The sequence below is a fragment of the Aureimonas altamirensis genome (assembly GCF_023702225.1).
Lineage (GTDB): Bacteria > Pseudomonadota > Alphaproteobacteria > Rhizobiales > Rhizobiaceae > Aureimonas > Aureimonas altamirensis_B.
On the sequence record NZ_JAMQCO010000008.1, the window covers coordinates 127,245 to 149,339 of the forward strand.

21 protein-coding genes are annotated in these 22,095 nt (G+C 66.3%); 16 read left to right on the plus strand and 5 right to left on the minus strand.

Going from position 1 to position 22,095, the window contains the following annotated elements:
- Positions 1 to 48: 48 nt before the first annotated feature.
- From NDN16_RS14510 to NDN16_RS14525, 4 genes are read right to left on the minus strand one after another with little or no spacing between them, the layout of a single operon-like run.
- The gene (locus NDN16_RS14510) at positions 49 to 1,302 is read right to left on the minus strand and encodes a c-type cytochrome (RefSeq protein WP_251114184.1); all 1,254 of its coding nucleotides are present in this window, start codon (positions 1,300 to 1,302) and stop codon (positions 49 to 51) included.
- Positions 1,299 to 1,676 (minus strand): hypothetical protein, encoded by a 378-nt coding sequence (locus NDN16_RS14515; protein ID WP_251114185.1) that lies wholly within the window; start codon positions 1,674 to 1,676, stop codon positions 1,299 to 1,301. Before NDN16_RS14515 ends, NDN16_RS14510 begins: the two co-directional genes overlap by 4 nt.
- Positions 1,676 to 4,231, minus strand: a complete 2,556-nt coding sequence (locus tag NDN16_RS14520) for a cbb3-type cytochrome c oxidase subunit I (protein ID WP_251114186.1) — start codon at positions 4,229 to 4,231, stop codon at positions 1,676 to 1,678. Before NDN16_RS14520 ends, NDN16_RS14515 begins: the two co-directional genes overlap by 1 nt.
- The gene (locus NDN16_RS14525) at positions 4,228 to 5,241 is read right to left on the minus strand and encodes a cytochrome c oxidase subunit II (protein ID WP_251114187.1); all 1,014 of its coding nucleotides are present in this window, start codon (positions 5,239 to 5,241) and stop codon (positions 4,228 to 4,230) included. The genes NDN16_RS14520 and NDN16_RS14525 overlap by 4 nt, the downstream gene beginning before the upstream one ends.
- Before the next feature lie 198 nt (positions 5,242 to 5,439).
- Between NDN16_RS14525 and NDN16_RS14530 the strand changes: the two genes are divergently transcribed.
- The 9 genes from NDN16_RS14530 (at position 5,440) to NDN16_RS14570 (ending at position 11,796) form a co-directional block, all read left to right on the plus strand.
- Positions 5,440 to 6,468 (plus strand): LacI family DNA-binding transcriptional regulator, encoded by a 1,029-nt coding sequence (locus NDN16_RS14530; RefSeq protein WP_251114188.1) that lies wholly within the window; start codon positions 5,440 to 5,442, stop codon positions 6,466 to 6,468.
- A gap of 121 nt (positions 6,469 to 6,589) precedes the next feature.
- Positions 6,590 to 7,258 carry an amino acid ABC transporter permease gene (locus NDN16_RS14535; RefSeq protein WP_251114189.1) on the plus strand — a complete coding sequence of 223 codons (669 nt, stop codon included), beginning with the start codon at positions 6,590 to 6,592 and terminating at the stop codon, positions 7,256 to 7,258.
- Between the two features lie 13 nt (positions 7,259 to 7,271).
- Positions 7,272 to 7,928, plus strand: a complete 657-nt coding sequence (locus NDN16_RS14540; RefSeq protein WP_251114190.1) for an amino acid ABC transporter permease — start codon at positions 7,272 to 7,274, stop codon at positions 7,926 to 7,928.
- A gap of 56 nt (positions 7,929 to 7,984) precedes the next feature.
- Positions 7,985 to 8,788 (plus strand): transporter substrate-binding domain-containing protein, encoded by an 804-nt coding sequence (locus NDN16_RS14545; protein ID WP_435301107.1) that lies wholly within the window; start codon positions 7,985 to 7,987, stop codon positions 8,786 to 8,788.
- 32 nt (positions 8,789 to 8,820) lie between these two features.
- Entirely contained in the window at positions 8,821 to 9,582 is a 762-nt protein-coding gene (locus NDN16_RS14550) for an amino acid ABC transporter ATP-binding protein (protein WP_285292721.1), read from the plus strand.
- An 8-nt stretch (positions 9,583 to 9,590) separates the two neighbouring features.
- The gene (locus NDN16_RS14555) at positions 9,591 to 10,562 is read left to right on the plus strand and encodes a 2-hydroxyacid dehydrogenase (RefSeq protein ID WP_251114191.1); all 972 of its coding nucleotides are present in this window, start codon (positions 9,591 to 9,593) and stop codon (positions 10,560 to 10,562) included.
- Positions 10,559 to 10,873 (plus strand): hypothetical protein, encoded by a 315-nt coding sequence (locus tag NDN16_RS14560; protein ID WP_251114192.1) that lies wholly within the window; start codon positions 10,559 to 10,561, stop codon positions 10,871 to 10,873. Before NDN16_RS14555 ends, NDN16_RS14560 begins: the two co-directional genes overlap by 4 nt.
- A 57-nt stretch (positions 10,874 to 10,930) precedes the next feature.
- Positions 10,931 to 11,281 carry an antitoxin Xre/MbcA/ParS toxin-binding domain-containing protein gene (locus tag NDN16_RS14565; RefSeq protein ID WP_251114311.1) on the plus strand — a complete coding sequence of 117 codons (351 nt, stop codon included), beginning with the start codon at positions 10,931 to 10,933 and terminating at the stop codon, positions 11,279 to 11,281.
- Between the two features lie 5 nt (positions 11,282 to 11,286).
- Positions 11,287 to 11,796 carry an RES family NAD+ phosphorylase gene (locus NDN16_RS14570; protein WP_251114193.1) on the plus strand — a complete coding sequence of 170 codons (510 nt, stop codon included), beginning with the start codon at positions 11,287 to 11,289 and terminating at the stop codon, positions 11,794 to 11,796.
- Between the two features lie 12 nt (positions 11,797 to 11,808).
- Here NDN16_RS14570 and NDN16_RS14575 read toward each other — a convergent pair whose 3' ends face one another.
- Positions 11,809 to 14,214 (minus strand): phosphoketolase family protein, encoded by a 2,406-nt coding sequence (locus tag NDN16_RS14575; protein ID WP_251114194.1) that lies wholly within the window; start codon positions 14,212 to 14,214, stop codon positions 11,809 to 11,811.
- Between the two features lie 106 nt (positions 14,215 to 14,320).
- On the opposite strand from NDN16_RS14575, the gene NDN16_RS14580 reads away from it, so the two are divergent.
- From NDN16_RS14580 to NDN16_RS14610, 7 genes are all read left to right on the plus strand, one after another.
- Positions 14,321 to 14,947, plus strand: coding sequence for a TetR/AcrR family transcriptional regulator (locus NDN16_RS14580; RefSeq protein WP_251114195.1), 627 nt, complete (start codon positions 14,321 to 14,323; stop codon positions 14,945 to 14,947).
- Positions 14,940 to 16,103: an isovaleryl-CoA dehydrogenase gene (locus NDN16_RS14585; protein ID WP_251114196.1), complete on the plus strand. Its 1,164-nt coding sequence runs from the start codon at positions 14,940 to 14,942 to the stop codon at positions 16,101 to 16,103. Before NDN16_RS14580 ends, NDN16_RS14585 begins: the two co-directional genes overlap by 8 nt.
- Positions 16,103 to 17,710 carry a carboxyl transferase domain-containing protein gene (locus tag NDN16_RS14590; RefSeq protein ID WP_251114197.1) on the plus strand — a complete coding sequence of 536 codons (1,608 nt, stop codon included), beginning with the start codon at positions 16,103 to 16,105 and terminating at the stop codon, positions 17,708 to 17,710. Before NDN16_RS14585 ends, NDN16_RS14590 begins: the two co-directional genes overlap by 1 nt.
- Before the next feature lie 11 nt (positions 17,711 to 17,721).
- Positions 17,722 to 19,701 (plus strand): acetyl/propionyl/methylcrotonyl-CoA carboxylase subunit alpha, encoded by a 1,980-nt coding sequence (locus NDN16_RS14595; RefSeq protein WP_251114198.1) that lies wholly within the window; start codon positions 17,722 to 17,724, stop codon positions 19,699 to 19,701.
- Entirely contained in the window at positions 19,698 to 20,552 is an 855-nt protein-coding gene (locus NDN16_RS14600; protein WP_251114199.1) for a hydroxymethylglutaryl-CoA lyase, read from the plus strand. The genes NDN16_RS14595 and NDN16_RS14600 overlap by 4 nt, the downstream gene beginning before the upstream one ends.
- Before the next feature lie 3 nt (positions 20,553 to 20,555).
- Positions 20,556 to 21,326 carry a crotonase/enoyl-CoA hydratase family protein gene (locus NDN16_RS14605; protein WP_251114200.1) on the plus strand — a complete coding sequence of 257 codons (771 nt, stop codon included), beginning with the start codon at positions 20,556 to 20,558 and terminating at the stop codon, positions 21,324 to 21,326.
- A 68-nt stretch (positions 21,327 to 21,394) separates the two neighbouring features.
- Positions 21,395 to 22,060: a TetR/AcrR family transcriptional regulator gene (locus NDN16_RS14610; RefSeq protein ID WP_251114201.1), complete on the plus strand. Its 666-nt coding sequence runs from the start codon at positions 21,395 to 21,397 to the stop codon at positions 22,058 to 22,060.
- Positions 22,061 to 22,095 lie beyond the last annotated feature (35 nt).

The window sequence follows — 22,095 nt, forward strand, 5'->3', positions numbered from 1 at the left end:
ATAGCTGATTCGACCCGCGCCGCGCCACCGTGGCGCGCCCGAATTCCGTCAACGTCCCGGCAGCTGGAGGGCGTACCACAGCGACACCGCGTCGATCTGCTCCTGCGTCATGGAGACGGCGATCGGTTCCATCACATGGGCATGCGGCCCGCCATCGCGGTCGCGGTGCTTCCAGAGCTCCAGTTGCGCGGCGAGATACCATTCGGGCTGCCCGGACAGATACGGATAGTTGGGGTTGGCGGCGCGCACGGCGGCGCCGTGGCAGGATTCGCAGGCGGCGATCTTGCGATCCGGCAGGCCGGACTCGGCGATCGTCCGCCCCAGTTCGGCAAGGCCCTCCGCCTCGTAGGGCGGGCCGAAGGCGGAAGCGACATGCACCGTGTCGTCGGTCAATTGCACTTCCAGCGTGCGGTCCTCCGCGACGCTGCCGCGCGGCAGACGGGCCTTGCCCTCCTCGCCGACCGTGGCGCCGAAGGGTCTGTCGAAGGAGGCGGCCGCGTCCCGCACCGGCGGCGTCTGCCCCGCATACCAGTCGGCCAGCCGCGCCAGCATCGCGTCTTCGTGGATGCTGGCTGCCGGTTCCATGATGCCGCTGTCGCGGCTGCCGGCCGCGAATGCCCGGAGGTTGGCCAGAAGATACGCCGAAGACTGGCCGGCGATCACCGGCACGGAGCCGGCCGGCGGCTGTCCCGCCCCATCCGTGCCATGGCAGCGGGCACAGTCGGCCAGCGCCGTTTCGAACGGATTCCCGCCGGGGCTCGTGCCGGCCGGCGGCGCCTCACCGAAGGCGAGCGCCCGGTAGCCCTCCTCTTCCAGCGTCGGAAGCGTGCGCAGGAAGGCCACCATGGCCCAGACCTCGTCGGGCCGCGACTGCGTCGTCCATGCCGGCATTCCGGAATATTTGATGCCGTGCCGGACGATCCAGAACAGCTCCCGGTCGCGCCACGCGCCGACCGCGTCGCCAAGGGGCGGTGGCGGCGGCATCATCGCCGTCATGGCGGCGGATTGCGGTTGCCCCGGCGCGCCATGGCAGGTGGCGCAGTTCGTCTGGAAATGTCCTGCCCCGCGCCGGATCAGCGCAGGGTCCGACAGGCTCACGCCCTCCGGAACCGAGATGCCGATGGACTGCGTGTCCACGGCATTGCCCATGGTCCAGTGCAGGAACCAGGCTACCGGCGCGTAATGCCCGGTATTGGCGGCGATGGACACGAAGCCCGACCAGCCGACGGCGAGCGCCGCGAAGGCCGCCGCGATCCCGGCCAGGAGCAGGCGCTTCCATGTCAGGGTCACGGACACGTTCATCGGCAATCCACGATCATCAGGGCCGGCAGCGCGGTGAAGACGACACCCAGGAAGGACAGGCCAGCCAGCAGGAACGAGGAAAACTCGAGGAAGCGCTCGCGCACGTCGGCCGAATCTCCGTCATGCGGCACGGAGCCACCATTGGCGCGCCACTCGGAGATCGCCCTCCAGCCGATGATGCCGCAACCGGCAAGGGCCGCGACGGTCAGGACGAGGATCAGCACCCGGACGCCGCCGATGGGTTCGAACACCTCGACATTGGGTGCGCAGCGCCACGCAGCCGCGACATAGCAAACCAGGAAGTGCACCGCCCAGATGGTCGGCGTCGCGATCAGCGTCCATAGATTGTCGCGCGTGCGATTGCCGACCGCCATCACGCTACTCCCCCGGCCAGCGGCACCAGCACCAGCGTCGCGACCGTGATCAACGCCGTCGCCGCCAGAAAGTGGAAATACAGCCGGACATTGGCAAGGTCGATGTCGTAGCGCGGTGTCAGACGGCCCGTCAGCGTGCCGGCCAGGCAGAAGCCCAGCATCAGCGCGCCGACCGCGCCGTGAAGGGCCGTCCAGATGGCGAGCAGCCAGACGATGGCCGGATAGACATGGGCTCGGGGCGCCATTCCGGTCACGTACGGGCCGTACAGCAGCGCGGCGGCAGCCGCCAGCACCAGCACGATGCCGGCCGCCAGGAGCAGGCGGGCCGCGGACAGGGCTCCGGACCGAAGCCGCAGATGCGACAGGATCGCAGCGCCGAAGGCCATCAGGAACAGGACCAGCGAGATGCCCGGCCACAGGGCGCCCGGCCCCTCAAGTTCCGGCGCGGGAAACTGCTCGTGGACGGTGAAGTAGAAGAAATAACCGAACACCAGCGACAGGAAGGCCGTCATGTCGCCCAGCATGGTGATGAACATCGCCCACCACGAAACGGAATGGGGACCGGACACGTAGATCGGCAGGGAAAGTCCGAGACCGACATCCTTCTCGTCCTTTTCCGGGATCACGCTTGTGGCGCGCCAAAGCCAGTGGATGATGGCGGCGACGGCCAGGAACAGCGCACCGAACATCCACCACCACCAATGGAAGGTGGCCGCGATGAAGCTGGCGCCGAGGAAGCCGGCGGCGATCATCGGCACGAAGGAAGGCCCCGGCACGCGCAGGCACTGCACCGGCTCGGCATCGAGCACGGTCGTCACGATGGTCTCGCGCTTCCCCTCCTCCGCATCGGGAAGGTAGAACCGCCCCTTGTCGATGTCGTCGATGAAATTCGGCTGGTCCCAGATGGGGTAGCGCGACGAGATGATCGGGACGGAGCGTACGCCCCAGGGCTGGTCCGGCACCTCGCCAGCCCATTCCAGCGTGCCGGCGTTCCAGACGTTGCGGTCGGCCAGAGGCCCTTTGCGCGGACGCAGGACGTCGGCGACGACGATCAGGAACCCTGCCGCGAAGACGAACGCGCCGACGGTGGAAACGAGGTTCGGCAGATCGAGGTCGATCCCTGCCGGATAGGTCCAGATGCGCCGGGGCATGCCGATCAGGCCCGAGAAGTGCATCGGGAAGAAGGCGGTGTTGAAGCCGATGAACATCAGCCAGAAAGCCCACTTGCCGGCGCGGTTCGACAGGCGTCGCGAGGAGACGATGGGCCAGTAGTAGTAGAGGCCGGCGATAATGGGGAAGAGGACGCCGCCGATGATGACGTAATGCAGGTGCGCCACGATGAAATAGGTGTCGTGCGCCTGCCAGTCGAAGGGGGCCAGCGCCACCATGACGCCGGTGAGCCCGCCGAGGACGAATACGGCCAGCGCGCCCGACACGAACAGCATGGGTACGCTGTAGATGACGCGCCCCGTCAGGCAGGTGGCGAGGAAGACGAAGATCTGCACGCCGGTCGGAATGGCCACGGCCTCCGAGGCGGCGGAAAAGAAGCCCAGCGAGATGGCCGGAAGGCCGGTGGTGAACATGTGGTGGGCCCACAGGCCGAAGGACAGGAAGCCCGTGCCAACCGCCGCCAGCACGATCCATGAATAGCCCAGCAGCGGACGCTGCGCGAAGGTGGGAATGATCATCGCGAAGAGCGCGATGGACGGCAGGAAGATGATGTAGACTTCCGGATGTCCGAAGATCCAGAACAGGTGCTGCCACAGCAGGGGGTCGCCGCCGCGCTCGGGGTCGAAGAAGGGCCAGTCGAAGAGGCGCTCCATCTCGAACAGGATGTCGCCGGCGATCAGCGGCGGAAAGGCGAACAGGATCATCGCCGCCACCACCAGAACGTACCAGGCGTAGGGAGGCATGAGGTTGAGCTTCATGCCGGGCGGACGGCATTTCAACGTACCGACGATCAGTTCCACGGCGGCCGCGATGGACGCCACCTCGATGAAGGAAAGGCCGAGCAGCCAGATATCCGCGCCATAGCCTGGCGTGAACCGCTCCTGCGTCGTCAGCGGCGGATACATGAACCAGCCGGAATCGGGAGCGGAATCGAAGAAGATCGAGCCGCAGACGAAGATGCCGCCGATGAGGAAGCACCAGTAACCGAAGGCCGACAGACGTGGGAACGGAAGGTCTCGGGCCCCGAGCATCTGCGGCAGGAGGATGATCGCCACCGCCTCGAAGATCGGCACCGCGAACAGGAACATCATCACCGTTCCGTGCAGCGTGTAGACCTGGTTGTAGAAAGCCGCCGTCAGGAAGTCGTTTTCCGGCACGGCAAGCTGCACCCGGATCATCAGGCCCAGCACGCCCGCGAACAGCAGGAAGGCGAAGGCCGTTGCCGTATACCAGACACCGACCGTCGTGTTGTTGACGTCGGACCAGTAGCGCCAGCCGGGCGGCGTCTCCCAGGTCGAGATCAACCGCTTTTCCTGGCCCTTGCGGACGTCCGGATCGTTCTGGTCGCGTGTGGAGGCAGGCGGGATGGCGGCCGTTTCGCTCACTCGAGGCCCTCCAGCCATTGCGCGATGGCCACCACCTCGCCGCGCGGGATCATGCCGAAGGCCGGCATCTCCACGCCCTGCTTGACGTGGTCCGGCGCGGCGATGAAGGCGGCCAGATTGTCGGCGCTCATCTCCAGCGTTCCCGCCCCCAGCATGCTGCGTCCGCCGACATGGGTCAGGTCCGGCCCGACGCCGCCTTCGGCCTGCGTGCCGCGCACCGCGTGGCAGGCGCCGCACCCATTGGCCATGAAGGCGTCCTGGCCGGCGCCCCCGGCCGCGTCGGCCGGCCGGCCCTGCGCCTCGACATAGGCGGCGAAGGCATCCTGCGAGACGACCCTGACGCGAAACGCCATCTGCGCATGGGCCGTGCCGCAGAATTCGGCGCAGACGCCGTTGAAGACGCCTTCGCGGGTCGGCTCCAGCACAAGGCGGTTGACCCGCCCGGGGATCATGTCGACCTTGCCGCCAAGCGCCGGCACCCAGAAGGAGTGGATCACGTCAGGGCTTCCGAGAAGGAGCTCCGTACGCACGCCGACCGGCAGCCACAACTCGTTGGCGCTTTCCACACCGGCGCGCGGCAGGGCGCGCTGCACGCCCGGCTCGGCCGGCGTATCGTAGAAGATCCGCCACCAGAACCGCTCACCGGAAACGGCGATCCGCATCCCGTCGCCCTCGCGCCGCAATTCCGGCATGAGCCACAGGCCGAAGGCGAGCAGAAGGGTCAGTGTGACGACGGGAAAGGCGACGCCGCCCCACACGATCAGTCGGATGCCGGCGCGCTCACGATGGGCGCCGGGATGCGTTCGCGTGGCATAGATGCTGATGCCCATGACGAAGAGCCAGATCAGAACCGCGCCACCCAGCATCCAGAAGAAGAGGGCGTTGACGGCCTCGGACTCGGTTCCGGCCGACAGGAACGTCGATTGCGGACTGGTGCAGCCGCTCAGGCCGGCCAGCATCGCGCCTGTCAGCGTGCAGACGCCAAGAGTGTGCAGTCCCCGTTTTCGCATGCGTGCCCGATGATCCCCGTCTTGTGATCTCAAGATAGCGCCAGGTCACGATCCGGCGAGATGCAGGAACCGTTCCAAATCATCAAGGCGGTGGACAGTGCGCGAAAGCGACTTTACCTGCACAGCATGGAGCGTATGATTGGATCGATCCAACCGCTTGGCGAAGGCCAGCCGGTCCCATCGTTCGGGAGGCGACGGGTGAGTGAAAGATCCAAGGCCGGGCGCGTTCCGACGCTCGTCGACGTAGCGGCCCACGCGGGCGTTTCCCGCGCGACGGCATCGCTCGTGCTGCGCGGCAGCAAGGCGATCACACCGGCCACGCGAAGCCGTGTCGAGGCGGCGATGCACGCCCTCGGCTACGTCTACAACCGCAATGCGGCAAGGCTGCGTGCACAGAGTACGCAGACCATCGGCGTGATCCTGCCCAACCTGACCAATCCGTTCTTCGCCACCCTTCTGGCCGGCGTCGAATCGCAGGTCGAGCCACAGGGGTTCTCCGTCCTTCTGGGAAATTGCAACGAAGATCCCGAGCGGCAGGATCTTTTCGTCAACCGAATGCGCGAGAACGGCGTCGACGGCTTCATCGTCTGCCCCGCCGACCGGACGGAGCGCGCCTCCCTGCAACGGCTGACGGCCAATGCCATCCCGCTCGTGCAGATCCTGCGAAGGGTGGACGGGGCGGACAGCGATTTTGCCGGCGTCGACTTCGCCGTGCTGACGAAGGATGTCGTGGAGCGGCTGGTGGCCCTGGGCCACAGGCGCATCGCCTTCGTGTCCGGCAACATGGACCATAGCGTCCAGCGCGAGCGCATACAGGGTTTCCGCGCCGGCATGAAGGCGGCCGGCCTCGACGCCTCCCTGATCATCTCCATACCGCTCACGCATGCGGACGGACGCGCAAGCGCCCCCTTCCTGATGCGTCGGCCGGCCTCGCCGACGGCCATCCTGTGCTTCAACGACGTCGTCGCGCTGGGGCTTCATCGCGGCCTCCAGGATCTCGGCCTTGCCATCGGCCAGGACGTATCGCTGGTCGGCATCGACAATGTCGCCGAATGCGACCTGATGGTGCCGGGCCTCGCCTCGGTCGAAACCTCTCCCTTCCGCATCGGATCGGCTGCCGGCGAACTTTTCCTGCGGCGGCTTGCCGCACCGGAAGCGCCGACGAGAGCGCGGCTTGAAGAGACCGCCTTCGTGCCGCGCCCGTCCTGCGGACCGGCCCCGGCTTGACGGGAGACGGAAAACTTCGTTAGATCGATCTAACGAACGATGGTCGACCATCGATCTGACAAGGCGACGGCCGGCGCGGTTGGGAGACCGCCCATAATCTGGCTTCGCTGGGGAGGAAGCGGTGTATCAGCTCAATTTCGGGCCCGTATTCGACAACATGGACCGGCTTCTGGCCGGCGCCTGGACGACGGTGCAGCTGTCCTTCTGGGCCATGGTCGTCGGCCTTGTGGTTTCCATCGCCTGCGCGGTCGGCAAGCTGGCCGGGCCACGGCCGCTGCGCTGGGCGATCGATCTCTACATCGAGGTCATCCGCAATACGCCCTTCCTGGTGCAGATCTTCTTCATCTACTTCGCCCTGCCGTCGCTCGGCATACGCTTTTCGCCCAATACGGCGGCGCTGGTGGCGCTTGTCGTCAATGTCGGCGCCTATGCCACCGAGATCATCCGCGCCGGCATCGAATCCATCCAGAAGGGGCAGGTCGAAGCCGGGGTCGCGCTCGGCCTCTCGCGGCCGCAGATCTTCCGATACATCGTCATCAAGCCGGCTCTGCGCACGGTCTATCCTGCACTCACCAGCCAGTTCATCTACCTGATGCTGAACACCAGCGTCGTTTCCGTTATCTCGGCGACCGACCTCGCGGCGGCGGGCAACGACATCCAGTCGCAGACCTTCACCGCCTTCGAGGTCTATCTGGTGATCACCGGAATCTATCTTCTGTTGTCGCTCGCCTTCTCGGGGTTGTTCAGCCTCGTGCAGCGGCTCGCCTTCAACTATCCGCTGAGCCGCTGAGGAGGACGCCGCCATGATCCGCCCCTTCGGCATCAACGAAGCCTGGTTCATCTTTACAGCCATCCAGTGGACGCTGGCCCTTTCCGCCGTCGCCTTTGCGGGCGGGGCCGTCGGCGGGCTGCTGGTCGCACTGGCGCGCGTATCAAGAAGCCGCCTCTTGAACGTTCCGGCGCTGGCCTTCATCCGGCTGTTCCAGGGCACGCCGCTGCTGATGCAGCTCTTTCTCACCTATTTCGGCCTGCGCATGCTCGGCGTCGGCCTCGGCCCGTGGACGGCGGCCGCGATCGCGCTGACGCTGCACGCCTCCGCCTTCCTTGGGGAAATCTGGCGCGGCTGCATCGAGGCCGTCCCGGAAGGGCAGAGCGAGGCGAGCTGGGCGCTCGGCCTTTCCTATTTCGACAGGATGCAATCGGTGGTCCTGCCACAGGCAGCGCGTATCGCGGTGGCTCCGACGGTCGGCTTCCTTGTGCAGCTCATCAAGGGGACGTCGCTCGCCTCCATCATCGGCTTCGTCGAATTGATGCGCGCCGGACAGATCGTCAACAACGCGACCTTCTCGCCCTTCAAGGTCTACGGGCTCGTCGCGCTCATCTACTTCTTCCTGTGCTGGCCGTTGTCGATCCTGGCGAAGCGCATGGAAGGGCGTTACGCCGCGATGGCCAAGCGCTGACCCTTTTGCAGTCGGGCCCGGCAGGCGCCGGGCCGAACCAACCCGGGAGGTATCTTATGAACATGGTCGCCAAGACCGTCGCGGCCGGTTTCGCCGCGCTGATCGCATGCACCACGGCGCTGGCGCCGGCCAAGGCGCAGACGGTGGACGAAATCAAGCAGCGGGGCACCGTCAATATCGGCATGCTGGTGGATTTTCCGCCCTTCGGCATCCTCGACCTCAACGGCCAGCCCGACGGCTACGACGCAGACGTTTCCAAGCTTCTGGCGGAAGACCTCGGCGTCGACGTGAACATCGTTCCGGTGACGGGGCCGAACCGCATTCCCTATCTTCTGTCCGGCCAGGTCGACGTGCTCGTCGCCTCGCTCGGCATCTCGCCGGAGCGCGCGCAGCAGGTCGACTTCTCGCAGCCTTACGCGGGCATCGAGATCTTCGTCTTCGGCGACAAGCAGGTGGCGGTGCCGGATGCCGCGGCCCTGGCCGGCAAGAATATCGGCGTCGCCCGCGCCTCGACTCAGGATGTCGCCGTCACGGCCATCGCACCGGAGGGCACCACGATCCAGCGCTTCGACGACGATGCGTCCGCCGTACAGGCTCTCCTGTCGGGGCAGGTGCCGCTGATCGGCGTCTCCAACGTCGTGATCGCCCAGATCCAGCAGACGGCGCCCGACCGCTTCGACGAGAAGTTCAGCCTGCGCCAGCAGGTGCAGGGCATCGCCACGCGCAAGGGGTCGGATGAATTCCTTGCCTATGTGAACGACTTCATCAAGCGCAAGAAGGAAGACGGTTCGTTGAACGAGATCCACGAAAAGTGGCTCCAGCAGCCGCTGCCCGACTTCATCGCACAGGCTTCGGAATAATCGTGGCGGATGCCGCCGGGGAGGATCGGATCATGACTGACGAAAGCGGGCCGGACACCGCCTCCCTGGCGGTCGTCATGGAGCATGTCGAAAAATATTACGGCGATTTCCATGCCCTGAAAGACATCAACCTCGATGTCGCCAGGGGCGAGAAGATCGTGTTGTGCGGGCCGTCCGGATCGGGCAAGTCGACCCTCATCCGCTGCATCAACCAGCTCGAGCCCGTACGCTCCGGCAAGATCGTCGTGGACGGAATCGAGCTGACCGCCGGGCCGAAGAACGTCGAGGCCATCCGCCGCGACGTCGGCATGGTGTTCCAGCAGTTCAATCTCTTTCCGCACATGACGGTCCTCGAGAACTGCATCCTCGCGCCCATGAAGGTGCGCGGCACCAAGCGTGCCGAGGCAGAGGAGATCGCCCGCAAATACCTGGCGCGGGTGCGTATACCGGAGCAGGCCGACAAATATCCGGCGCAGCTTTCGGGCGGTCAGCAGCAGCGCGTGGCCATCGCCCGCGCGCTGTGCATGAACCCGCGCATCATGCTGTTCGACGAGCCCACCTCCGCCCTCGACCCCGAGATGGTCAAGGAGGTGCTGGATACGATGATCGACCTTGCCAACGAAGGCATGACGATGCTCTGCGTAACGCACGAGATGGGCTTCGCGCGGCAGGTGGCCGACCGCATCATCTTCATGGACAAGGGCGAGATCGTCGAGATCGGCACGCCCGACACCTTCTTCGACAACCCCCGGGAAGAACGCACCCGCACCTTCCTCGGCCAGATTTCCCACTGAGACCTGCCATGAAACCCGCCATTCTTCTGGTCGAGCCGATGATGGACGCCATCGAGCGCGAACTCGACGCCGCCTACACCGTGCATCGCCTGTACGACGCTTCGCTGAAGACCCGGATCCAGTCGGAACTCGGCGCCATCCGCGCCGCCGTTACCGGCGGCGGCACCGGATTGTCCGCCGACTGGGTCGCCCGACTGCCGGCGCTCGGCCTCGTCGCCATCAATGGCGTCGGGACAGACAAGGTCGATCTTGCCGAAACCGCCCGGCGCGGCATTCACGTGTCGACCACGCCCGGCGTATTGACCGGCGACATCGCGGACATGGCTATGGCCCTGCTGCTGGCGGTGATGCGGCGGATCGTCGAGGGCGACCGGCTGGTGCGTCAGGGGCGCTGGGCCGCCGGCGGACAATTGCCCCTGGGAAGCCGGCTGGGCGGTCGCAGGCTGGGTATCCTGGGCCTCGGGCAGATCGGACGTGCCATCGCAAGGCGCGCCGAGGCTTTCGATGCCGAGATCCTATACTGGAACCGCTCGCCCGCCGAAATGCCGGCAGGCTGGACTGCAGTCGATACGCCGGAACGGCTTGCCGCGGAGGCCGACATACTGGTCGTTGCCGTCGCCGCGACCCCGCAGACGGAGAGCATCGTTTCCGCCGCCGTGCTGGCGGCGCTCGGTCCCGAAGGCATCCTCGTCAACGTCGCCCGCGGCAATGTCGTGGACGAAACCGCGCTGCTGCATGCGCTGCAGCAGGGCACGATCGCCGCGGCGGGGCTCGACGTGTTCCGCAACGAGCCGACGATCGATCCCGCCTTCGCGGGCCTCGAAAACGTCGTGCTGGCGCCGCACCAGGGCAGCGCCACACTTGCCACCCGCGAGGATATGGGACGGCTGGTGCTGGCAAACCTGGCCGATCATTTTGCCGGGCGCACACCGCGCACGTCGGTCAATGCCGACAGGATCCGGGAGACACACACCGCATGATCGTTCGCCAGGCATTCTTTCGTGGCACCATCGCCGCCGGACGCGAGGCCGAGTTCCGTGCCTTCGTGCAGGATCGGCTGAAGCCGCTCTGGCTCACCTTTCCTGGGCTGGTAGACCTTCGCATCCAGTTCGAGACGGCGCGTGACGAAGGCGCGGGGCCGATCCCGCTGGCGCTGTCCATGGTCTTTCCGGATCCCGAGGCGCTGGCGCAGGCTCTCGAAGCGCCCGTCCGCTTCGAGAGCCGGGGGGTGACGTCCGAGTTGATGCAGATGTTCGACGGCCGGATCGAGCATCACGTGTTCGCGTTCTGATGCCTTGATATGCCGCTTCGTCTGACGCATATTGACGTCAGTAATAGAGGCATCATCATGAATCTTGCCCATCTGTCTGAAAATGGACTGTTTGCCCCGGCTCGCATCGCTATGACGTTGCGCACAAGCAAGGATGAACTGGCGAACTCTGCGGGCCTGGGCCGCGATGCTGTCCAGCGAAAAGACAGGCTCGCATCCGACCGCACGCAACGTCGGCTCAGGGAGATGGTCGAGGTCTTGAACAAGGTCGAACCGAGATTCGGGTCGGCTTTGATCGCCTATGCGTGGTATCGATCCGAACCGCTTTCGGGCTTTTCGGGGCAGACGGCCATGCAACTGGTTCGTCAGGGGCGTGCAGACGAGGTACTGAACTATATCGACGCAGTCGATGCCGGAATCTTTGCCTGAGCTTCATGCGTTTTCGCGGCACGCTCTACAGGGCCATCAACCCGATCTATGCACATGAGCCGTTGTCAGGCAAAGGCGCCGAGGCCTATGGCGGGCGCCTGAACCCCAGGGGCATGCCCGCTCTCTATCTCTCGCTTTCGATACCGACCGTCTTGCGGGAGGTCAATCAGGTCGGATCATTCCAGCCGGTGACGATCGTCGCCTATGAAGCGGATATCGAGCCGATCATCGATACGCGAAACAGACAGGCACTGCATGATGAGACGGTCGATCTCGATCTTCTCTCGGACGCAGGCTGGCGGGAGGCGATGCGAAGGGATGGCATCGCTCCTTCGCAGATGATTGCCCGGGCGCTTCACGCCACGGGCTATGCCGGCATACTGATCCGTAGCTTCGCCCCGGGGGCTGGCCCCGAAGACCTCAACATCGTCCTCTGGTCCTGGGGGAACACGCGCCCGGTGCGACTGATCCCCATCGATGACGATAGACGCCTCGGAAGACTAGCGCACAGTTAGGCTTCGATCCGGTCAGTCCCCCGTCCGGGCGGCGGTGTCGTAAGACCAGCCCCACTCTGCGATCTCCGGCATGTCCTCGCCGTACTCCCGCGTATAGCGATGGTGCTCCTCGAGTTTGCGCTTGAAGGTCTCCACCGCGCCGGATGCACGATCGGCAAGGCCAGGCACGCGGCGGATCGCCTCGAGCGCCAGGTGAAACCGGTCCAGCCCGTTCATCACCACCATGTCGAAGGGCGTCGTCGTCGTCCCCTCTTCCACGAAACCGCGCACATGCATATTGGCGTGGTTCGTCCGCGCATAGGTCAGGCGATGGATGAGGTAGGGATAGCCGTGATAGGCGAAGATGACCGGCTTGCCCTTCGTGAACAGGGCGTCGAAATCTTCGTCCGCCAGCCCATGCGGATGGTCCGAACTGGGTTGCAGCGCCATCAGGTCCACCACGTTGACGACGCGGATCTTCAGGCCGGGCACATGCTGCCGCAAGAGATCCACCGCCGCCAGCGATTCCATCGTCGGGACGTCGCCGGCAGAGGCCATCACCACATCCGGCTCGCCGCCATCCTCGGTCCCGGCCCAGTCCCAGATGCCGATCCCCGCCTCGCAATGGCGCACCGCCGCATCCATGGAAAGCCATTGCGGCGCCGGCTGCTTGCCGGCAACGATGACGTTGATCCGGTCGTAGGTCCGCAGGCAGTGATCCGTGACCCACAGAAGCGTGTTGGCGTCCGGCGGCAGATAGATACGGACGATGTCGGCCTTCTTGTTTGCCACGAGATCGACGAAACCGGGGTCCTGATGGCTGAACCCGTTATGGTCCTGCCGCCAGACATGGCTGGTCAGGAGATAGTTGAGCGAGGAGATCGGCGCGCGCCACTCCAGTTCGCGCGACACCTTCAGCCATTTGGCATGCTGGTTGAACATCGAGTCGACGATGTGGATAAAGGCCTCGTAGCAGGAAAACAGCCCGTGGCGTCCGGTCAGGAGATATCCTTCGAGCCAGCCCTGGCAGCAATGCTCGGACAGGATCTCCATGACCCGGCCCTCCGGGGCCAGATGGACGTCATAAGGCTTGAGCTGTTCCATCCACGCCCGGTCCGTCACGTCGAACACGGCATCCAGCCGGTTCGACGCCGTTTCGTCCGGACCGAACAGGCGAAAATTCTTCGCATCGGCGTTCAGGCGCGCGACCTCGCGTATGAGCGTGCCCATGACACGGGTAGCCTCGGCCGTGACCGCGCCGGGCCGTGGAACGTCGACGGCGAGGTCGCGATAGTCCGGCATCGCCAGTTCCCGGCGCAGCTTGCCGCCGTTGGCCACCGGCACGGCGCCCATTCGGCGGTCTCCCCTGGGCGCGATCTCCCGAAGTTCCGGCACCAGCCGGCCCGTATCGTCGAACAGGGTCTGCGGCTCGTAGGACTGCATCCACTGCTCCAGCAGTTTCAGATGCTCCGCATTCTTCTTGACGTTGGACAGCGGAACCTGATGCGAGCGCCAGAAGCCTTCCACCTTCAGCCCGTCGACCTCCTTGGGGCCGGTCCACCCCTTGGGGCTGCGCAGCACGATCATCGGCCAGTGCGCGGGGCCGGTCGCGGAGCCGTCGCGCGCTTTTTGCCGGATCTCGGCGATCGCGTCGAAGCACGTGTCCAGCGCCGCCGCCATGGCCTGGTGCATGGGCGCGTGCTCCTCGCCGCAGACGAAGATCGGACGATAGCCGAACCCTTCGAACATCCTGGCGATGTCGGCATCGTCCATCCGGCCCATCACCGTCGGATTGGCGATCTTGTAGCCGTTGAGATGCAGGATGGGCAGCACCGCGCCATCGCGGGCGGGGTTCAGGAACCTGGCCGACTGCCACGAACCCGAAAGGGGCCCTGTCTCCGCCTCGCCGTCGCCGATGACGCAGGCAACCACCAGGTCCGGGTTGTCGAAGGCGGCGCCGAAGGCATGCAGGAGGGCGTATCCGAGTTCGCCGCCCTCATGGATCGAGCCGGGGGTCTCCGGCGCGGCGTGGCTGGGGATGCCGCCGGGAAAGGAGAACTGCCGGAACAGCTTGCGGATGCCGGCTTCCGTCTCCGGCACGTCCGGATAGACCTCGCTGTAGACACCTTCCAGATAGGTGTTGGCGACCATGCCGGGCCCGCCATGGCCCGGCCCGCAGACATAGAGGATTTCCTCGTCCCGGCGGGCGATGATGCGGTTGAGATGGACATAGATGAAGTTAAGGCCCGGGGTCGTACCCCAGTGGCCCAGAAGCCGTGCCTTGACGTGGTCGGCGGTCAGCGGCTCCTTCAGGAGTGGATTGTCCAGCAGGTAGATCTGCCCGACCGACAGGTAGTTGGCGGCCCGCCAGTAGCGATCGATCAACGACAGCTCGGCCTGGGAGAGCGTACCGGTTCCGTGCGACGACGTCTGGTCCATGGATCTGCATCCCTTCCTTGTTGCGGATAGACTAAGGCGTCCGGCCAGGATTGACAGTCACGATGTCCCTGATATTATGAACGAACGATCATTTTTGGTTCTGCGCGTGTCGTATCTGAAGGGGCTCCAGACTGCGTCCACGATCCGCAAGGAGGCCGAGCGCCTGTTCGCGGCGCGCGGCTATGCGGCAGTATCGATGCGCGACATCGCCGAGGCCGTGGGGATAAGGGTCGGCGGCCTCTACAATCATTTTCCGACCAAGCAGGACATCCTGCGCGACCTTCTCGTGCGGCACATGGAAGAGTTGCTCGCCGCCTGGACGGAGGCGGAACCGCACGGCGCGCCGGCCGAGGCACGGCTGACGGCCTTCGCGCGTTTCCACATCCGCTACCATTTCGAGCGGCCCGACGCCGTCTTCATCGCCTACATGGAACTGCGCAATCTCGAGCCGGCAAACTTTGCCGCGGTGGAGGGCCTGCGCCGCAGCTATGAGGGCCGGCTTCGGGCCATCCTCGCCGACGGGCGCGGGCTCTTCGCGGTCGAAGACGAAGCCGTGGCGACGCGCGCGCTGATCGCCATGCTGACCGGCGTGACGACATGGTTCCGCGCCGGCGGGCGGCTGGCGATCGCGGACATCGAATCGATCTACGTCGACATGGCGCGTCGGAGCGTGGGCCTGTCGGCCCTCTCCGGCAGCGGCCGGCACATTCGGGAGGACAGTGCACATGTATGAGGGCGGACTGCAATTCGGCCATGGCGAGGATATCGCGGCCCTGCGCGATATGGTGCGGCGCTTCGCACAGGAGCGGATCGCGCCGCGCGCAGAGGAGATCGACCGCACCAACACATTCCCGAACGAGCTGTGGACCGAGTTGGGCGCTCTCGGCCTGCTCGGGCTGACGGTCGAGGAAGAGTACGGCGGTTCCGGCCTCGGCTACCTGGCCCATTGCGTGGCGGTGGAAGAGATCAGCCGGGCGTCGGCATCCGTCGGCCTGTCCTACGGCGCGCATTCCAACCTCTGCGTCAACCAGATCCGGCGCAACGGCACGGAAGAGCAGAAGCGGACCTATCTTCCGAAGCTCATCAGCGGCGAGCATGTCGGCGCATTGGCCATGTCGGAAAGCGGCTCCGGCTCGGACGTCGTGTCGATGCGTCTGCGCGCCGAGCGGCAAGGCGACGCCTACGTGCTCAACGGCACCAAGATGTGGATCACCAACGGACCGGATGCATCGACCCTCGTCGTCTATGCCAGGACCGATCCGGAGGCCGGGCCGCGCGGCATCACCGCTTTCCTGGTCGAGAAGGGAATGGCGGGGTTCTCCACGGCGCAAAAGCTGGACAAGCTGGGCATGCGTGGCTCCAACACCTGCGAACTCGTCTTCGAGAACTGCGTCGTGCCTGCCCACAACGTGCTCGGCTCCGTCGGCGGCGGGGTCAAGGTTCTGATGAGCGGGCTGGATTACGAGCGTATCGTGCTGGCGGCCGGCCCGCTGGGCATCATGTCCGCCTGCCTCGACATCGTGGTTCCCTATGTCCACGAGCGCAAGCAGTTCGGCCAGCCCATCGGCGCGTTCCAGCTCATGCAGGGCAAGCTGGCCGACATGTATGTGACGGCCAACGCGGCCCGCGCCTATGTCTATACGGTGGCGCAGGCGGCCGACCGCGGCGAGACGAGCCGCAAGGACGCCGCCGGATGCATCCTCTACAGCGCGGAGGCGGCGACGCAGATGGCCCTGCAGGCCATCCAGGCCCTGGGCGGCAACGGCTACATCAGCGAGTATGCCACGGGCCGCCTGCTTCGCGATGCCAAGCTTTACGAGATCGGGGCCGGCACCTCGGAAATCCGCCGCATGCTGATCGGCCGCGAATTGTTCAGGGAAACCGAGTGATGGCCACCATCGCCTCATCGCTGTCGCCGCGCTCCGAACCGTTCGCCGCCAACCGGGCGGCGATGGACGGACAGCTCGACGCCGTCAGGCAGGTGGCCGACCGCGTTTTGGCCGGCGGCGGCGAAGCCGCCCGCCAGCGCCATGTCGCACGGGGCAAGCTTCTCCCGCGCGAGCGGGTGGACCGGTTGCTCGACCCCGGCTCGCCCTTTCTGGAAATCGGGCTTCTGGCCGCCAATGGCCAGTATGACGATGCCGTGCCGGGCGCCGGCCTGATCTGCGGCGTCGGCCGCGTGTCGGGACGCCCGACGATGGTGGTCTGCAACGATGCCACGGTGAAGGGCGGCACCTATTATCCGCTGACGGTCAAGAAGCACCTGCGAGCGCAGGAGATCGCTTCGGAAAACGAGCTGCCGTGCGTCTACCTGGTGGATTCGGGCGGCGCGAACCTGCCCAACCAGGACGAGGTCTTCCCGGATCGCGACCATTTCGGCCGCATCTTCTACAACCAGGCCAACCTGTCGGCGCGCGGCCTCAAGCAGGTGGCCGTGGTGATGGGCTCGTGCACCGCAGGCGGCGCCTATATCCCCGCCATGAGCGACGAGACCATCATCGTCCGCGACCAGGGCACCATCTTCCTGGCCGGACCGCCGCTGGTACGCCAGGCCACGGGTGAGGTCGTCTCCGCCGAGGATCTCGGCGGCGGCATGACGCATGCCCGGCTGTCGGGCGTCGTCGATCATCTTGCCGAGAACGACGAGCATGCGCTGTCGCTGGCGCGGGCCGCCATCGCGGCGATGAACGGCCGGCCTGCCTGCCATGCCGAATGCCTGCCGGTCGAGGCGCCGCTCTACGATCCGGCCGAGTTGCCCGGCATCGTACCCGCCGATGCGCGCACCCCCTACGACATCCGGGAGGTGATCGCCCGCATCGTCGACGGCTCCCGCTTCGACGAGTTCAAGCGGCTCTATGGCGAGACGCTGGTTTGCGGCTTCGCCCATATCCACGGCATGCCCGTCGGCATCCTGGCCAATAACGGGGTGCTGTTCTCGGAAAGCGCGATGAAGGGCGCGCATTTCATCGAATTGTGCTCCCAGCGGAAGATACCGCTGCTGTTCCTGCAGAACATCACCGGCTTCATGGTGGGCCGGGCCTACGAGGCGGGCGGCATCGCCAAGCATGGGGCGAAGCTCGTCACCGCCGTGTCCAGCACCTCCGTTCCGAAGATCACGATGATCGTCGGCGGCTCTTACGGCGCTGGAAACTACGGCATGTGCGGGCGCGCCTTTTCGCCCCGCTTTCTGTGGAGCTGGCCCAATGCGCGCATTGCCGTGATGGGCGGCGAGCAGGCGGCCGGCGTGCTCGCCACGGTGCGCCGCGAAGCCATGGAGCGCAAGGGCCAGAGCTGGAGCCTTGCGGCGGAAGCCGAGTTCAAGCGCCCCACGATCGACCTTTTCGAGCGGCAGAGCCATCCGCTCTACGCCACGTCGCGCCTGTGGGATGACGGCATCGTGGATCCGGCAAAAAGCCGCGACGTGCTTGGCCTCTCGCTGGCGACGGCGCTGAATGCGCCCGTTGTCGATACGCGCTTCGGCCTGTTCCGGATGTGAGGGAGAGCATCATGTTCGATACGATCCTGATCGCCAATCGCGGCGAGATCGCCGTGCGCATCATCCGCACGGCCCGGCGCATGGGCCTCGCCACGGTGGCGGTGCATTCCGACGCCGATGCGAGCGCGCCGCATGTGCGGCTGGCGGCAAAGGCCGTGCGCATCGGCCCCGCGGCGGCGGCGGAAAGCTATCTGCGGGCCGACGCCATCATCGAGGCCGCAGCGGCCACCGGGGCAGGCGCGATCCACCCTGGCTACGGCTTCCTGTCGGAGAATCCCGATTTCGTGGAGGCAGTCGAGGCCGCCGGCATCACCTTCGTCGGGCCCGACGCGCGGGCCATCCGCGCCATGGGCCTGAAGGACGCCGCCAAGAGGCTCATGGAGCAGGCCGGCGTGCCGGTCGTGCCCGGCTATCACGGGCAGGCCCAGGACGCCGACATGCTGGCCGCTGAGGCGGCGCGCATCGGCTTTCCCGTCCTCGTCAAGGCGCGGGCCGGCGGCGGCGGCAAGGGCATGCGGCGCGTCGACCGCCCGGACGATTTCGCCGCGGCGCTGGACGGGGCACGGCGCGAGGCGCAATCCGCCTTCGGCGATCCGGCCTGCCTGATCGAGAAGTATGTCCAGCGGCCGAGGCATATCGAAATTCAGGTCTTCGGGGATACGCACGGCAACGCGGTCCATCTGTTCGAGCGGGACTGCTCCCTGCAGCGACGCCACCAGAAGGTGATCGAGGAAGCTCCCGCCCCCGGCATGACGAGCGAGATGCGCGAGGCCATGGGCGCGGCCGCGGTGCGTGCCGCGCGCGCCATCGCCTATCGCGGCGCAGGTACCGTCGAGTTCATCGTCGACGGGTCCGAGGGGCTGCGTCCCGACCGCTTCTGGTTCATGGAGATGAACACGCGCCTGCAGGTGGAGCATCCGGTCACGGAAGCCATCACCGGGCTGGATCTCGTGGAATGGCAGATCCGCATCGCCGCCGGCGAGGCGCTCCCGCTGGCGCAGGAGGAGATCGCCATCCGGGGGCATGCGGTAGAGGCGCGGATCTACGCCGAAAACCCCGCCAGGGGCTTTCTTCCGGCCACCGGGACGCTCGACTGCCTGGAGTTTCCGGACGGTGTGCGCGTCGACAGCGGCGTCCGGCAGGGCGATGCGGTGACACCCCATTACGACCCGATGATCGCCAAGCTGACCGCCCATGGAGACAGCCGCGAGGCTGCATTGGGCAGGCTGCGCGCATCCTTGCGGAAGACCCGCATCTGCGGGCTCGCCAACAATGTCGCCTTCCTCGAAAAGCTGATCGCCGAGCCGGACTTCAGGTCCGGTTCGATGGACACCGGCCTGATCGAACGGGTCCTGCCGTCGCTGCTTCCGCCGGAGAAGGCGCCTGCCCTGGCCTATGCGCTGGCAGCCATGGTGTTGCAGGACCGCTTTGCCGTCCCCGCCGCCTCGGCCGGCCCCTGGAACACACTCGACGGTTTCCGCATCTTCGGAACGGCGGTCATGCCGATCCGTGTGGAGATCGACGGGCGCACCGTGGACCTGCGGGCCGAAGGCGGCGGCGCGCACTATCGCCTCCTGCAGGACGAAGGCGCCCACACGGTCGAGATCGTCGAGCGGGGGCCGGAACCGCTGGTTCGGATCGACGGGACCGCCCGCCGCTTCGGCTGGCGACGCAGCGGGTGGACGGCAACGCTGTTCATCGACGGAGAAACCTATGTGGCGACGCGCCCGCAACCGGGACTTGCCGAGGGGCCGGCGGACGGCGCGGGCGTCGTCCTGTCGCCGATGCCGGGCACGGTCCGCGTCGTATCCGCCGTGCCGGGGCAGGCGGTGGAGCGCGGCGCGGCGCTGATCGTGGTGGAGGCGATGAAGATGGAACACACCTTGACCGCCCCGCGCGACGGCATCGTCGAAGCCGTCTTCGTCTGCGTCGGCGACAGGGCCGATGACGGCATGGTGCTGCTGCGCCTGCAGGAGGACGATGCCGCATGACCCATGTGACGATCGTGGAAATGAGCCCGCGCGACGGGTTGCAAAACGAAAGACGCACCGTACCGACGGCCGACAAGATCCGGCTGGTGGACATGGCGTCGGCCTGCGGCTTCGCGCGGATCGAGGCGGCAAGCTTCGTTTCGCCCCGCTGGGTGCCGCAGATGGCCGACGCGGCCGAAGTCCTGGCGGGAATAGACCGCCGCCCCGGCACGCGCTACGCCGCGCTGACTCCCAACGAAAAGGGCCTGGAAGGGGCCATCGAGGCCGGAGCCGACGAGGTGGCCATCTTCGGGTCGGCTTCGGAGGCTTTCTCCAAGGCCAATATCAACTGCGGCATCGCCGAAAGCATCGAGCGGTTCGCACCGGTCGTCGAACGCGCGCGAAAGGTCGGCCTGCCGGTCCGCGGCTACATATCCTGCGTGGTGGCCTGCCCCTATTCCGGGCCGGTCGAGCCATCCTCGGTCGCCGATCTGGCGGGCAAGCTTCTGGCGCTCGGCTGCTACGAGGTCAGCCTCGGCGATACGATCGGCGCGGGCACGCCGGATACGGTGGGCGCCATGCTCGATGCCGTGCTGCCGCGCGTGCCGGCGCATCTTCTGGCCGGCCACTACCACGACACCAACGGGCGCGCGCTGGACAACATCGAGGCGAGTCTTGCCCGCGGGCTTCGCGTCTTCGATGCCTCCCTCGCCGGGCTCGGAGGCTGCCCCTATGCACCGGGTGCGAAAGGCAATGTCGATACGATCGCCGTTTGCGGTCGGCTCGACCGGCTTGGCTATCGCGCCGGGCTGGACCCGGCGCGCCTTGCCGAAGCCGCCGCCTTTGCCCGTTCGCTGCGACCGGAGGCCTGACATATGGATCACCTGACGCTTGCCGTCGATGTTGGCGGCATCGCGACGCTGACGCTGAACCGGCCCGACAAGCATAATGCGCTGAACGCGGCGATGATCGCCGAGCTTGCGCAAGCGACCCGGCGGATCGCCGATGACGATGCCATCCGTGCGGTCGTGCTGACGGGCTCGGGCCGCAGCTTCTGCGCCGGCGCGGACCTGAACTGGATGCGCATGCAGTTCGATGCCACACGGCCCGAGCGGATCGCCGAGGCGTCCGCGCTGGCATCCATGCTGGATGGACTCAACCGGCTGCCGAAGCCGCTGATCGGGCGGATCAACGGGCCGGCCTATGGCGGCGGGCTCGGATTGATGGCCGTCTGCGACGCAGCCATTGCGGCGACGACCGCGAAATTCGCCTTTACCGAAACACGGCTCGGCATCATCCCCGCGACGATCGGCCCCTTCGTGATGGCCCGCATGGGGGAAGCGGCCGCCCGTCGTGTCTTCTTTTCGGCGCGCCCTTTCGGCCCTGCCGAAGCGGTTACGCTCGGCCTCGTCGCGGCGACGGCCGAGCCCGGGACACTGGACGACGCGGTCATGGCCGAGACCGCCGCCTATGCCGCGACCGAGCCCGGCGCCGTTGCACGCGCCAAGGCGCTGGTGCGCTCGCTCGGCGCGCGAATCGATGGCGATACGCTGAGCCGCACGGCGGAAGCGCTTGCCGACGCCTGGGAAAGCCCGCAGGCCCGCCAAAGGATCGGCGCGTTTCTGGATAGAAATGCCTCCGGCTAGCACAACTCCATGTTGACATGCGGGGTAAAACGAATGATCGTTCGTATGGTCACTCGGGAGACGTCATCGTGCCCAGCAGCCTGCGCAAGCGCGCCATCGGACAGGGAGAGCATACCGCCGACGCCATACGGCGCGCCGGCCTCGCCCTGATCCACGAAAAGGGCTACGCCGCCGTATCCATGCGCGACCTGGCGCAGGAGGTCGGCATAGGCCTCTCTTCCATCTACAATCATATCTCCACCAAGCAGGCCCTGCTGGTGGAACTTCTGCTCGGCCACATGAAGGACCTGATCGACGGTCTGCAGCCGGTGCTGGAGGCGCATCGCTGCCGGAGCGGTCGTGATCGCCTGCTGGCCTTCGCCGATTTTCACTTGCGCTACCATCTGACGCGACGGGTGGAAGTGTTCGTCATCAACTCGGAATTGCGCAGCCTGGAACCGGCAAACCGCGGAACCGTAATCGCGCTTCGCCGCCGCTATGAGGCGCATCTGGTCGAAATCCTGCAGGCCGGTGAAGCCGACGGCACGTTGCGCGTAGAGGATGCGCGCGTGACCGCCTATGCGCTCATCGCCATGCTGACCGGCGTCTGCAACTGGTATCGCCCGGACGGGCGGCTGTCGCAGGACGCCATCGTGGATATGCATCTGAAACTGCTGCTGGACGGATTGGAACGCCGGTCCAGCGCTGCGGCCATCGCCGACGTCAGCCGGGAGGCCAGGCTGCAGGCAAGCTAGACGTATCGGGAAACGGATGGCCGAAGGCGCGCGAA

Excerpts from the sequence above, each read along its gene's own strand:
- NDN16_RS14510 (WP_251114184.1), bottom strand. The coding sequence starts at position 1,302 with ATGAACGTGTCCGTGACCCTGACATGGAAGCGCCTGCTCCTGGCCGGG.
- NDN16_RS14515 (WP_251114185.1), bottom strand. The coding sequence starts at position 1,676 with ATGGCGGTCGGCAATCGCACGCGCGACAATCTATGGACGCTGATCGCG.
- NDN16_RS14525 (WP_251114187.1), bottom strand. The coding sequence starts at position 5,241 with ATGCGAAAACGGGGACTGCACACTCTTGGCGTCTGCACGCTGACAGGC.
- NDN16_RS14540 (WP_251114190.1), top strand. The coding sequence starts at position 7,272 with ATGATCCGCCCCTTCGGCATCAACGAAGCCTGGTTCATCTTTACAGCC.
- NDN16_RS14545 (WP_435301107.1), top strand. The coding sequence starts at position 7,985 with ATGAACATGGTCGCCAAGACCGTCGCGGCCGGTTTCGCCGCGCTGATC.
- NDN16_RS14550 (WP_285292721.1), top strand. The coding sequence starts at position 8,821 with ATGACTGACGAAAGCGGGCCGGACACCGCCTCCCTGGCGGTCGTCATG.
- NDN16_RS14555 (WP_251114191.1), top strand. The coding sequence starts at position 9,591 with ATGAAACCCGCCATTCTTCTGGTCGAGCCGATGATGGACGCCATCGAG.
- NDN16_RS14560 (WP_251114192.1), top strand. The coding sequence starts at position 10,559 with ATGATCGTTCGCCAGGCATTCTTTCGTGGCACCATCGCCGCCGGACGC.
- NDN16_RS14565 (WP_251114311.1), top strand. The coding sequence starts at position 10,931 with ATGAATCTTGCCCATCTGTCTGAAAATGGACTGTTTGCCCCGGCTCGC.
- NDN16_RS14570 (WP_251114193.1), top strand. The coding sequence starts at position 11,287 with ATGCGTTTTCGCGGCACGCTCTACAGGGCCATCAACCCGATCTATGCA.
- NDN16_RS14575 (WP_251114194.1), bottom strand. The coding sequence starts at position 14,214 with ATGGACCAGACGTCGTCGCACGGAACCGGTACGCTCTCCCAGGCCGAG.
- NDN16_RS14585 (WP_251114196.1), top strand. The coding sequence starts at position 14,940 with ATGTATGAGGGCGGACTGCAATTCGGCCATGGCGAGGATATCGCGGCC.
- NDN16_RS14590 (WP_251114197.1), top strand. The coding sequence starts at position 16,103 with ATGGCCACCATCGCCTCATCGCTGTCGCCGCGCTCCGAACCGTTCGCC.
- NDN16_RS14595 (WP_251114198.1), top strand. The coding sequence starts at position 17,722 with ATGTTCGATACGATCCTGATCGCCAATCGCGGCGAGATCGCCGTGCGC.
- NDN16_RS14600 (WP_251114199.1), top strand. The coding sequence starts at position 19,698 with ATGACCCATGTGACGATCGTGGAAATGAGCCCGCGCGACGGGTTGCAA.
- NDN16_RS14605 (WP_251114200.1), top strand. The coding sequence starts at position 20,556 with ATGGATCACCTGACGCTTGCCGTCGATGTTGGCGGCATCGCGACGCTG.